The following is an 11,923-nucleotide window of genomic DNA, read 5'->3' as shown; positions in this document are numbered from 1 at the left end:
CTTTTCTTTCGGATTGGTGCTATCATGAGGGAGGAAGAGGCAGGGGAGGGTTCGAACCGAATGAAGAGAAGGATTGTGTTTACCGGTGGTGGTTCGGCAGGACATGTCACTGTGAATCTTGCGCTCATCCCCCACTTTATCAAGCTGGGTTGGGAAGTCGCCTACATTGGTTCTGCGACAGGAATTGAACGAGAGCTAGTCGCCAACCATCCGGATGTTCGCTATATTGGCATTTCTTCAGGAAAATTGCGACGTTACTTTGATTGGAAAAACGTAAGTGACCCGCTGCGAGTCCTCAAAGGCATTTGGCAAGCTTCTCACTTTCTCGGTAAGTGGAAGCCGGATGTGATTTTTTCCAAAGGGGGCTTCGTCTCCGTGCCGGTCGTATTTGGGGGGTGGCTAAACCGCCTTCCGGTAGTCATCCACGAATCAGATCTGACACCCGGTCTTGCAAATAAGCTGGCTGTCCCTTTTTCCAGCAAGGTGTGCGTAACATTTCCAGATACGCTTTCGAAAGTGCCGAAAAACAAAGGGATTCACGTAGGTGCAGTTGTGCGAGATGAGCTGAAGCAGGGGAGAAGAGAAGCGGGCTTGTTATCCTGCTCCTTTTCTACAAAGAAACCTGTCATGCTTGTCATGGGTGGAAGCTTGGGAGCACGGAGAATAAACGAGGCGGTACGCCATTCGCTTACTGCTTTGCTCGAACATTTTTCCATTGTACATATTTGCGGCAAAAATCAAGTGGATGAAACGATTCAGGTGGCAGGCTACAAGCAATTCGAGTATGTACAGGAGGAATTGCCCGATTTGCTGGCGATGGCTGATCTTGTCGTATCACGAGCAGGCTCCAATGCGATTTATGAGTTTTTAGCCCTGCAAAAGCCGATGCTCTTGATACCGTTGTCCCGTGAAGCAAGTCGGGGTGATCAGATACTAAATGCACAGTCTTTTAAAAGGCAGGGCTTGTGTCATGTTTTGCTGGAAGAAGAGCTAACGGCTGATCGCTTTTTTCAAGCGGTGAATGACTTGCAAAACAACAGGGAGTCCATCTTGCAGCGAATGCGGGAAGAGAATGCGAAGAAAACAGATTCATTGGCGCAGGTCTTGGCCATTTTACAGGAAACAGCTCGCTCCAATTAGCCCATCAGAAGCTTGCCGTCCTTCGTGCCAGAAGCGTACAATGAAGGCGTTGTGAATGAGGAGGTACATAGATGGAACAGTGGCGCTATATCGTGACGGAAGCAATGTCACCCGCGATGAATATGGCAGTAGATGAAGCAATTTTGCAGTTACACAGTGAGGGCAAGGTTCCGCCGACCGTTCGTTTTTACACGTGGAACCCCGCGACACTATCGATTGGTTATTTCCAAAAGGCCATCAAGGAAATCAACCTGGAGGAAGTTCAAAATAGAGGACTGGGCTTTGTTCGCAGAGCGACGGGAGGGCGTGCTGTTCTCCACGATCAGGAGCTGACATACAGTGTCATCGTATCCGAAGACCATCCGAAAATGCCTTCGAGTGTGACGGAAGCCTATAAAATCATTAGCTTGGGACTGCTGCACGGATTCCAAAACCTTGGACTCTCGGCGGAAATGGTCTCTTTGGCGAGTGAAGAGGAGAAGGAAAAGTACAATTCGCCAGGGTCATCCGCTTGCTTCGATTCGCCTTCTTGGTATGAGCTCGTGGTAGAGGGGAAAAAAGTAGCGGGAAGCGCTCAGACCCGACAAAAGGGCGTTATTCTTCAGCACGGCTCTATTCTGCTTGATATGGACGTAGATTTGCTATTCTCGCTCTTGCACTTCCCATCGGAGCGGGTAAAACAACGGATGATCGATAGTTTCCGACAAAAAGCAGTGACGATCAACGAAGTAAGCCCACGGCCAATCAGTCTGCAAGAATCCATAGAGGCGTTCTCGAAAGGCTTTGCATCTGGATTGGAAGTGGAGCTGATCCCTTCAACGCTTACGGATGAAGAACTCGCGTTGGCAGAGGAACTCGTTAAGACGCGCTATGCCACAGACGAATGGAATCTCCGTCGTTAAAAAATAAAGAAAAGCTCTCTCGGATTATATGCATACCGGGAGAGCTTTTTTTCATTACACAAGAACACTTGTGTTGATATACTGTTCAAACAAGTCTTGTAGCGTAAGAACGACAGGTCCTGGCTGTCCGTTGCCGACAGCGACGCCATCTACCGAGATGAGCGGCATGATTTCTGCGGTCGTGCTGGTGAGGAATACTTCATCGGCTTGCTTCAAGAAAGCCATGTCGAATGCTTTTTCGTGTACAGTGATCCCGTTGTCCCGAGCCAAATCAATGACCGCTTGGCGGGTAATTCCGTGCAGGATTAGATTGTCAGCCTGATGTGTATACAGCTCGCCATTTTTTACAACGAACAAATTGGAAGAGCTGCACTCTGTGATGACGCCGTTGCGGTGCAAAATCGATTCTTGGGCACCTGCATCCTTTGCGTATTGTTTGACCAGAACGGCCCCTAGCAGATTGAGCGTTTTGATATCGCAACGCAGCCAGCGGATATCTTCAATGAGCTGAGCGGTCCAGCCTTTTTTCATATCGGCGATAGGGCGGTCCTTGCGACGGACAAAGCCCATGATCACAGGCTTGATACCAGACGGAATATCGTGTACACGCGGAGAGGCGCCACGAGATACTTGCAGGTAAAGGCTGGCGTCATCATTCTCCGTGATGTTGTTTTTGGCGATCAGCTGATTCGCTAAGTCTGTCAGCTCTTCTGCGCTCCAAGGGAGCTCCATTTTTATTTCTTTGGCACTTCGAAACAGACGGGTAAGGTGTCCATCCCATTGATACATGCGCCCCTTATAAATGCGTACTACCTCATATATGCCATCCCCAAAGTTATATCCGCGGTCTTCTGGATGAACTGCGACTTGCCCGTCTTCTACCCATTTGCCATCAACATACAGCATGGTACTTCCCCCTCAATGGATTCCAATCCGTTTCTTTCAAACGGTTTTTTGTTGATTCCACCTTAGCAAAAGGGAAGGACATAGGTCAATTTGAAAGTCGCCTTTTCTTTATCAATAATTTTACGGAGTAAAGCACCTTTCTATTAAGAATTCATATGGAGGGAAGTCGCTCGAAAAATCGACGTTTTGGGCAGAAGAAAGCGAAAGCTGTCCAGGGATGGCGCAGAATGAAGTTATTTGACTAACTATTCTGACTAGACTCAGTTTATCGTAACCGCCCATAATAAATGCAAAGAGCGAAGGAAAGGGAGACTGCCATGCGATCTGTCCGTCATTATGCGCTATGTGCCTTGCTAGTCTGTGGAACGATATTGCCGATACCTTCCCTTTCACATCGTGCTCATGCAGAGGAAACGCAAGATTGGGTCGATAGTGAACGATTGTACAGCCATGTCGAGCAATTGGCGAGAACAGCCCGTCCACCTGCTACTGAAACGGAATTTGCGGCAGCTGTCTATGTGGAAAATACACTTCGATCTTACGGGTACAAGACCAAGCTCGATCCGTTTTCTTATTATACGTACCGAAAGCCTACTACTCTATCACTGACGATGGAAGAATGGCAGGGTCAAAAATGGACAGTAAGTGGATTTGCTTTTGGGATCAATGGAACCGCGACAGCAGAAGTGGTGGATGCAGGCTTGGGAAGAGCGGTTGATTTTGCGAATGAGGCATCACGGGGAAAGATTGTGTTGGTCAAGCGAGGCGAGATTTCGTTCGGAGAAAAAGTACGTCAAGCAGCCGCTGCCGGAGCCGTTGCTCTTATCATCTGGAATGATCGAGAGGAAGGATGGAATGCTTCACTGGGTGAACCCTTGGATATCGCTGTTCCTGTAATCGCTTTGTCTAAGGCGGATGGCACAAAGCTCCAAAAACGCATTATGGACAAGCGGCCCGTAAAGGGAACCGTCAAGGTGGAAGGAGCCGTAAGCAGCAAGCAAACCTCGTATAATATCGTGGCAAGCCGAAAGCCCAATCAAAATGACACTGGGCAGGTCGTGATGGTATCTGCTCACCATGATTCCGCTGGGTTATCGGTTGGGGCAAATCACAATGGCTCCGGTGTAGCGGCCTTGCTTGAGATAGCGCGTAATATGGCTGACAAGCCGATTGATACGGAAGTGAGGTTCGTAAGCTTTGGCGCGGTTACATCGGGAAGCAGAGGCCCGATTGCTTATGCGAATGCCTTATCAGCCAAAGAGCGACAAGCTATAATAGCAGCCTTCTATGTTGATGGGGTAGGCAGTCAAAAGGCAGAGCTCGTAGCAACGAATTCGCTGGGCAATGAAAATCTGCCAATCCAACTCCTGAGAGCAGCGGGGGTGTCTCCTTCCAACAAGGATGGGAAGCGTGAACGAAACGGTGCAGCAGGCTCTTTAGCCACCGCAGGAATTCCTACGGCACTTGTGACGAGTGCAGGGACGGGACAAGCAACAGATGACTCCTTGGCGCAAATGGATTGGGAACAAATCACAACGGCGACAAAGGCGGTCCTTTCAGCGATTCACAAAATTACGGAACAAACAACGCCAGCTTATCTGCTGGGTTCTCCAAATGGGGGACAGCTAAGAGCAGAGAGTGAGGCTTTGCAGTAAACGTCTCCTTCGGGGGACGTTTTTCATATGTGATAAAATGAGAGAGAGTAAGAAATATTGAATTGGCTCCTATCATGCGAAAAAAAGTGGCCAAGATTCTGTCTTGACCACAGGGACTACGAGTAAACGATCAGGTCAATTCTGATGCTTCCACACATACCAGCCCATTACGAACATGCCACAATAGGTTGCTGCACTGGCGATTGCAGACATACTCCACGGAACAATGAGTGTGAGGAGAGCGAATACAAATACGGTAAGCAGCATGACGACAATCAGTGGCAGCATTTGTAGATGTTGACGTGTCGCAATGGGATGTGTCAGCGAGTAGAGTAGGGCTGCGACAATGACTCCACCATGTACAAGTGAGAGAATAGCGAGAAGCCAATCGCCACCCGTCATCATTTGAACCAAAATTTGTTTGATAGGCAGTACAGAGGCGTGGGCATCATGCCAGTGGGCAAGAAGGATAGCTTGACCTAACATTGTGAACAAAAGGAAGATTCCAGCTCCGATGATTGCCCCCAGCCGAACAGATCGCTCATGGGACGCATGCACTGCCAGAGGTAGAGTCGTGGCCAAGCTGATAAGAAAATGCAAGGCAAGGAAAAATACGGCGTGAATCAGCCAGTTCACATTCAGTTGATAACCCAAGCTCGGGATTGGCACATGGGTTTGTGCGCTGAAAATCAATCCGAATAATAATAAACCGATGGATAGAGATATGGCTGTTGCAGTGACAATCCATCTCCAACGATTTATGATAAAGAAGATGGCTGCAATGGTCAGAAGGATGAACCATAGGGGAGAGAGCTCCTCCAAGAGGAAATCTGCCTGTTGGCCAAGCATGACTCCTGTATAGCCCAATAGCAGAATGTGGGTGATGACAGATAGGCTAGAAGCGAATGCTTCGCCACACAATACGTAGTACAGCTCGTACAGGGAGCGTATTTGCTTGCGATGGCAAAAGGTCAACAGCTGGACGCCGAACCAGCCGAGGCCAAGAGCCGCAAGTGCAATGCCTATTGTTCCCCAGGAACCGAAATAAGTAAAAAAGCGTAACCACTCATATCCACCCAAGTAGAATCCACCTAACGCAGACCCTGCAAAAAGCACGGCGATATGCCAAGCGACTTTGTCCATAGGCATCATCCTCACTTGCAACTTGGTACAAGTGTATGAGACAAACAGGTATGTTCAGAACAGACGATATTAAATAAACATAAATGTTTACAAAATATACTTAATGGAATATAATGATGATCATACCAGTATTTAGATTATCGATGGGGTGAAACCATGAAAATTGTAGGAATAGCCGGAAGTATGAATGCCAATTCTACGACAAAACAAGCGATTCATATTGTACTCGAAGCAGCGAAGGCTGCAGGTGCCGATGTTGAAATGATTCATCTCGCGGACTGGAAGCTGCCGCTGTATGATGATCGTGATGATACTAGTACGTACCCTGACATTGTCCATCAATTTGTCAAAGCGGTTTCTGAAGCGGATGGACTTGTGATCGGTTCGCCTGAATACCATGGCACAATGACAGGTGCTTTGAAAAACGCCATTGACTTCCTGGAAGGGCGCATTTTGCGTGACAAGCAGGTTGCCATTATTGGGGTCGCTGGGGGAAGCATGGGTGCTACGAACACGGTCAACACCTTGCAGTTAATCATGCGCAACCTGCATGCATGGCCGTTGCCATCTAGCCCTTCCATCCCAAGTGCTTACAATGCCTTTACACCAGAAGGCAAGCTGAAGGATGAGCGTCTACAGGCGCGTATGGAGCAGTTGGGTCAACAACTCGTACAATATGTCCAAATGATGAATCCAACACCAGAAAAACAGCTGAGATAGGTACTTTTCTCTTGCAAATGCTTCTCATTACGCGGTATCATATTTCTACGTGCCTTTTTTGGCTAGATGAAATAACGGTTTGGAAATGAGGGGTTCACAATGCCGCCGACGCCGAGTATGGAAGACTATTTGGAACGCATTTACAACTTAATTGAAGAAAAGGGCTATGCTCGTGTCTCCGATATTGCTGAAGCGTTGGAAGTACATCCCTCTTCGGTCACGAAAATGGTTCAGAAGCTAGACAAAGACAAGTATCTCGTTTATGAAAAATACCGTGGGCTTGTCTTGACGCCAAAAGGGAAGAAAATCGGAAAACGCCTAGTGGACCGTCACAGTCTTTTGGAAGAATTTATGCGGATCATTGGCTTGGATGAAGAGCATATTTATCAGGATGTGGAAGGAATCGAGCACCACCTGAGCTGGGAATCGATTACATGCCTGGAGTATCTGGTTCAGTACTTCGAGGCAGATCCAAAACGTATAGAAGAGCTTCGTAACATTCGTTTGTTAGATGAGCAAAAAGAGGAATAGTCTATATCTTTATCGTATTATAGCGCAAGCCGACCTGGCTTGCGTTTTTCTTTGTGGTAATGGAAAAGCTGTCGTCTTATACATGGAAAATGGGGAGGAATTTTAGGGAGGGGAAACAAGGTGAAAGCGGATGCGGTCTTTGAAGGTGGCGGCGTTAAAGGAATCGCTTTTATTGGTGCCTTGCGAGTCATGGAGGAGAATGGATACACCTGGGAAAGGCTCGCTGGTACCTCGGCAGGCTCCATTGTTGCAGCTTTGCTCGGCGCAGGCTATTCTAGCCATGAGTTGAAACCGATCTTTGAAGAGCTGGATTACCTTCACTTTCTCAAGCGCTCAGGGCTGGGCAGGCTCCCTCTCATCGGACCAATCTATGAACTAGTCGTGCGGGAAGGGATTTATCGAGCAGATCGAATCGAGTTGTTCATAGAGGAGTTGTTACTACGAAAAGGAGTACGAACATTCGGAGATCTTCCGCCTGGTAAGCTGAAAGTTGTCGCATCTGATGTCACTGACGGAAAAATGCTTATATTACCTGACGATTTGGCACGGTATGGTGTAGAACCCGATGATTTTCCTGTGGCACGAGCCGTTCGTATGTCTTCCTCGATTCCGTTCTTTTTTCAGCCTGCAAAGCTGACAAGTGCTGGACATGTGCACTACATCGTCGATGGCGCATTATTGAGCAACTACCCGGTGTGGTTATTTGATGTACCGGGGACTCCCCGGTGGCCGACGATTGGTTTTCGCCTGAGTGATGATCAAGACAAGAGAGAAGCGACTAGCATCAACGGTCTTTTTTCCTTCTCTCGGGGATTACTGGCGACCATGCTCGATGCCCATGACCGTTTGTTTGTGGAAAAGGCAAAAGCCGTTCGGACGATTTTTATTCATACATTAGGGGTGAGGACTACCCAATTTCAGCTGTCAAAAGAAATGCGGCAACAATTGTTTGAGTCAGGGGAGGCAGCGGCTCACAAATTTTTGGCGCAATGGGATTTTGAAGATTATGTCAAAGTGTTTCGCAATAGCTCTCCGAAAATACTGGTCTAATAAAAAACAGGTTGCCGATTCAGGCAACCTGTTTTTGTTTTCAGTGGGAGATATTATTTTGCGATTTTTCGTCTTGTTTCTCTTTTTGCTTCCCTTTACTGCCTTCGATCACACGAAACGGATGATCTTTTCTCGGGGTAGTCGACTGCTTTTTCACTGCTTGCCGGGCAATGGAGGGCTTTGGTTTCACCTTGACCTTTGGCTGTCTAGGTTTGCCTGCGCCTTGTGAAAAGAAGGAGCCGGTTTGTAAATAGTTGCGCACGACCAAGAAAAGTACAACGGATAATCCCAAGATGATAATCGTACTGACAGGATCATTGATGAGTGTTATCAAAAATCCGTAAATCGCCAATACGATCACTATCAGAATCACTGGTGGAATACGGCGTAACATAGGGCTTCACCTCTATGGGAATAAAAATGCCTCACGTTATCCGGTCGTAACCATTCTTTCCTGCACGTGCTTCTGATCAAGCTCCCGCATCTTTTGGAAGGAAGCGATGGCTACCTCGACTTGGCTGTCATCTGGTTCACGAGTTGTGATCTTTTGCAACCACAATCCTGGATAACCAAGGTAACGTAGGACTGGTACATCACGGAGCTTGTTTGTCCACTGCAAAACCTCATAAGAGACGCCGATTACCAGTGGCAAAAGAACAATGCGTTGTACGACCCTCTCCGTCAGGGAGTCATAACTGAACAGTGAGTAAATCACTACACCGACGAACACTGAGAAAATGAGAAAACTGCTCCCGCAACGATAATGCAGAGCGGAAAATTTTTGTACATTAGCTACTGTTAATTCTACCCCGGATTCGAATGCGTTAATCACCTTATGCTCGGCTCCGTGGTATTGAAAAAGCCTTTTAATCAACGGAGCTTGTGCAATCGCTGTAATGTAACCGAGGAGGAGCAAGATTTTAAATCCGCCTTCAGCCAACGTTTGAGGAACGCCATCTGGTACCCATTTTCCGAGTAAAAAGTCGGCCAGGAAAACGGGAACAAGTGTAAATACGAATTTCCCGAACAGGAAGGAAAGTACCCCGACGACAGCAACACCTAAAATCATCGTGAGCTTCGATGGACTTTCGGAAACTTCTTCTCCAGACTCCATACTGTATTGTTCAGAGGCGAAGTTGAGATGTTTGGCCCCATTGGCGCTGGCTTCGACCAAACCAACAATCCCACGCACAAACGGAATCTTTTTCAGCGTAGTAATCCATTTATATTCCGATCGTGGGGATTCAAAATACTCAATTTCATGATTTTTTTTGCGAACAGCCGTAACAGTCATGGTTTTGCCACCGAACATAACTCCTTCGATGACGGCCTGACCGCCGTAGCTAGGTACGTTTTGTTGCGCCAATACAATCACCATCCTTACCACTATATTAACGGAAATGGCGACTTGAAGCTACAAGGAGTTCGCACTTTTCCAACAAATGTAAAGCGAAAGTGAAAAGCTTAGAGGAAGAGCATACTAGAGAACAGAGGTGATGGAAATGGAAGTAAGCAAAACAGGACGGAAGCACAAGCAAGCGCGCGTATCCCATACAGAAGAAGGTAGGCAAGGGAGTAAAAGAATCTCCACTTCGAAGATTTTGGAGGTCGCATTCTGGGGAACTATCATTTGGGGGCTCGTTCGCTTAATGGCTCACTTTTTGAACATGACCCCGTACGGAGTCGGAGCCTTTGCACGTCCCTTTATCAGCATCGAGGATGAAAATACGTTTGCGAGCGTGTGCCTTGGTGGTATCGTATTGTTCGTTGAAACAGTCGTTTCTTCATTTGTGTTCAGCTTGCTTTTTAGCCGTATCCGTGCGTGGTGGCTGGGACTCGTCTACGGGGCGGTTATGTTAGGGATAGCGGGTTTCTTCTTTCATATCGGAAATTGGGAGGTTGCCACTCTAAGTACGGAAGGCGCTTGGTATTTGACGTTTGGCTTGTTCATTGGGATGACAATCATACTCGAGCAGTCAGACGAGCATCATGCATGGAATGAGTCCACAAGGTAGGAGGAATTCTCCGTTCCTTGTCAAAATGGATGTAACAATGTTCGAAATGTTGCATAGATGAATGCCCACTATGGAACGAGGATGGCTTGTGGTAAAATGTTTCATTAGTAAGAAAACGACTATCGATGCCTCTTCAAAGCGGAGCGACCGCGTTTTTGCGGTTAGTTTTGCCGAAGGTATGCTGGAAGCGTACGCTGAGGCACTTCGTCATGCGCTCCAGAATTCATAAGCATGTCGCTTATAAATTCTTACACGGAAAAAAACTTTTTTCGAAGACTGTAGATTATGGGGGAGGAATGGTCGATGACTTCCGTCTTGTTGCTGAACGGTCCCAACCTGAATTTATTGGGGACAAGGGAGCCGGATGTTTACGGAAGGGAAACGCTGGAGGATGTGGTGACAATCCTGACGGGTGTTATGGATGAGCTGGGCGGAAAGCTTGAGCATCTCCAATCGAATCACGAAGGTGTCCTCATCGACGCGATTCATCAGGCGAGAGGTGTCCATGACGGTATCTTGATCAACCCAGGGGCATTCACACATTACAGCTATGCAATCCGAGACGCTTTGGCCAGTGTGGCACTGCCAACGATTGAAGTACATATTTCCAATATTCATGCACGGGAACCATTTCGCCATCACTCAGTCATCGCTCCTATCGCGATTGGACAAGTTGTCGGATTGGGGATCGATGGATATGAATGGGCACTAAGATCGCTCGTCCGTAAAATCGAAAAAAAATAATAGCATTCAAAAAGGGGAAAAGGCTGCCATGAAACAACGTCTGCATAAATTGCGCGAGGCGCTTACACAAGTTGGAGCAGAGGCATTTATTACCGAAAAAACAGAGAATCGCTTCTACTTGAGTGGTTTCACCGGATCAACGGGATGGGTGATTGTCACCGAAACAGAGGCGTTTCTCGTCACTGACTTTCGCTATGTGGAACAAGCGCAAGAACAAGCACCTGATTTTACGGTGGTAAATAACGAGAGAAAAGCAGTTGAAGCGATGGCAAAGCTCCTGCAAGAAAAAGGGATTAAGCGTTTGGCATTCGAGAGCAGCGTGTCCTTTAGCACCTATCAGGAATGGAACAAAGGATTTGACGGAGTAGAGCTGGTGTCAACAAGCGGTCTGCTTGAAAAAATCCGCATGTTTAAAGACGAATCCGAGATGGTTATTATTCGTGAAGCGGTTCGTATCGCGGAAGCAGCATTTACGCATATTCAAGGCTACATCAAACCAGGCGTGCGTGAATCCGAGGTTGCTTTGGAATTGGAATTCTTCATGCGTAAACAAGGAGCGACAGGCTCTGCCTTTGATATGATCGTAGCGTCAGGTGTGCGCGGTGCTCTGCCACATGGACGAGCTTCCGAGAAAGTGATTCAGGCAGGGGAAATGGTTACGCTCGACTTCGGAGCTGCATACCAGGGCTACAATTCCGATATCACACGCACGTTGTCTGTGGGAGAGCCGGACCCGAAAATGCGCGAAATCTACGAAATCGTTCTGCGTGCACAGCTCGCAGGTTTAGAAGCACTGAAGCCAGGTGTATCCGCAAAAGACGCTGACGCTGCAACGAGAGATATCATCACAGCAGCAGGCTATGGCGATGCCTATGGACATAGCGCAGGTCACGGTCTCGGACTGGAAGTTCACGAGCTGCCAGGGCTGTCGACTGTAAGTACCTTCGTATTAGAGCCAGGTATGCTCGTAACGATGGAGCCAGGCATTTACGTAACAGGCCTTGGTGGCGTTCGGATCGAAGACGATGTGTGGATTACAGCTGATGGTCATGAGAACCTGAACAAGTCCACGAAAGAGTTGCTCATTTTGCCTGTGTAATTTATACTTATTCTGTTA

Annotated in this window: 13 protein-coding genes; 9 read left to right on the top strand and 4 right to left on the bottom strand. The window is 47.6% G+C overall.

What is annotated here, in order from left to right:
• Positions 1-60: 60 nt before the first annotated feature.
• Both HP399_RS19165 and HP399_RS19160 read left to right on the top strand, forming a co-directional pair.
• Entirely contained in the window at positions 61-1,140 is a 1,080-nt protein-coding gene (locus HP399_RS19165) for an undecaprenyldiphospho-muramoylpentapeptide beta-N-acetylglucosaminyltransferase (RefSeq protein WP_173620232.1), read from the top strand.
• 71 nt (positions 1,141-1,211) lie between these two features.
• On the top strand, positions 1,212-2,042 hold the full coding sequence (locus HP399_RS19160) for a lipoate--protein ligase family protein (RefSeq protein WP_173620231.1): 831 nt from the start codon (positions 1,212-1,214) through the stop codon (positions 2,040-2,042).
• 54 nt (positions 2,043-2,096) lie between these two features.
• On the opposite strand, the gene dat is transcribed toward HP399_RS19160, so the two are convergent.
• Positions 2,097-2,948 carry a D-amino-acid transaminase gene (gene dat / locus HP399_RS19155; RefSeq protein ID WP_173620230.1) on the bottom strand — a complete coding sequence of 284 codons (852 nt, stop codon included), beginning with the start codon at positions 2,946-2,948 and terminating at the stop codon, positions 2,097-2,099.
• Positions 2,949-3,265: 317 nt separating this feature from the next.
• Here dat and HP399_RS19150 point away from each other — a divergent pair, with 317 nt between their 5' ends.
• A complete protein-coding gene (locus tag HP399_RS19150) occupies positions 3,266-4,603 on the top strand; it encodes a M28 family peptidase (protein ID WP_173620229.1) in 1,338 nt (445 codons plus the stop codon).
• Positions 4,604-4,738: 135 nt separating this feature from the next.
• Here the strand turns inward: HP399_RS19150 and HP399_RS19145 are convergent, their stop codons facing one another.
• Positions 4,739-5,746: a hypothetical protein gene (locus tag HP399_RS19145; protein WP_173620228.1), complete on the bottom strand. Its 1,008-nt coding sequence runs from the start codon at positions 5,744-5,746 to the stop codon at positions 4,739-4,741.
• 156 nt (positions 5,747-5,902) lie between these two features.
• On the opposite strand from HP399_RS19145, the gene HP399_RS19140 reads away from it, so the two are divergent.
• The 3 genes from HP399_RS19140 to HP399_RS19130 all read left to right on the top strand — a co-directional run bounded on the left by HP399_RS19140 (position 5,903) and on the right by HP399_RS19130 (position 8,047).
• A complete protein-coding gene (locus HP399_RS19140; protein ID WP_173620227.1) occupies positions 5,903-6,466 on the top strand; it encodes an NADPH-dependent FMN reductase in 564 nt (187 codons plus the stop codon).
• A 99-nt stretch (positions 6,467-6,565) separates the two neighbouring features.
• A complete protein-coding gene (mntR, locus tag HP399_RS19135) occupies positions 6,566-6,997 on the top strand; it encodes a transcriptional regulator MntR (RefSeq protein WP_017247979.1) in 432 nt (143 codons plus the stop codon).
• Between the two features lie 120 nt (positions 6,998-7,117).
• The gene (locus tag HP399_RS19130) at positions 7,118-8,047 is read left to right on the top strand and encodes a patatin-like phospholipase family protein (RefSeq protein WP_173620226.1); all 930 of its coding nucleotides are present in this window, start codon (positions 7,118-7,120) and stop codon (positions 8,045-8,047) included.
• Between the two features lie 40 nt (positions 8,048-8,087).
• On the opposite strand, the gene HP399_RS19125 is transcribed toward HP399_RS19130, so the two are convergent.
• Together HP399_RS19125 and HP399_RS19120 are read right to left on the bottom strand one after the other, a co-directional pair.
• Positions 8,088-8,441, bottom strand: coding sequence for an ABC transporter C family protein (locus HP399_RS19125; RefSeq protein WP_173620225.1), 354 nt, complete (start codon positions 8,439-8,441; stop codon positions 8,088-8,090).
• Between the two features lie 36 nt (positions 8,442-8,477).
• Positions 8,478-9,425: a DUF1385 domain-containing protein gene (locus tag HP399_RS19120; RefSeq protein WP_017247982.1), complete on the bottom strand. Its 948-nt coding sequence runs from the start codon at positions 9,423-9,425 to the stop codon at positions 8,478-8,480.
• A gap of 124 nt (positions 9,426-9,549) precedes the next feature.
• Here HP399_RS19120 and HP399_RS19115 point away from each other — a divergent pair, with 124 nt between their 5' ends.
• The 3 genes from HP399_RS19115 (at position 9,550) to HP399_RS19105 (ending at position 11,905) form a co-directional block, all read left to right on the top strand.
• Positions 9,550-10,062, top strand: coding sequence for a YqhR family membrane protein (locus HP399_RS19115; RefSeq protein ID WP_173620224.1), 513 nt, complete (start codon positions 9,550-9,552; stop codon positions 10,060-10,062).
• 303 nt (positions 10,063-10,365) lie between these two features.
• The gene (gene aroQ, locus HP399_RS19110; protein WP_173620223.1) at positions 10,366-10,806 is read left to right on the top strand and encodes a type II 3-dehydroquinate dehydratase; all 441 of its coding nucleotides are present in this window, start codon (positions 10,366-10,368) and stop codon (positions 10,804-10,806) included.
• Positions 10,807-10,834: 28 nt separating this feature from the next.
• Positions 10,835-11,905 carry a M24 family metallopeptidase gene (locus tag HP399_RS19105; protein WP_173620222.1) on the top strand — a complete coding sequence of 357 codons (1,071 nt, stop codon included), beginning with the start codon at positions 10,835-10,837 and terminating at the stop codon, positions 11,903-11,905.
• Positions 11,906-11,923: the final 18 nt, after the last annotated feature.

This window comes from Brevibacillus sp. DP1.3A, assembly GCF_013284245.2.
Taxonomy (GTDB): Bacteria; Bacillota; Bacilli; order Brevibacillales; family Brevibacillaceae; genus Brevibacillus.
The sequence above is the reverse complement of the archived record's forward strand: the minus strand, read 5'-3'. Positions and strand labels throughout refer to the sequence as shown.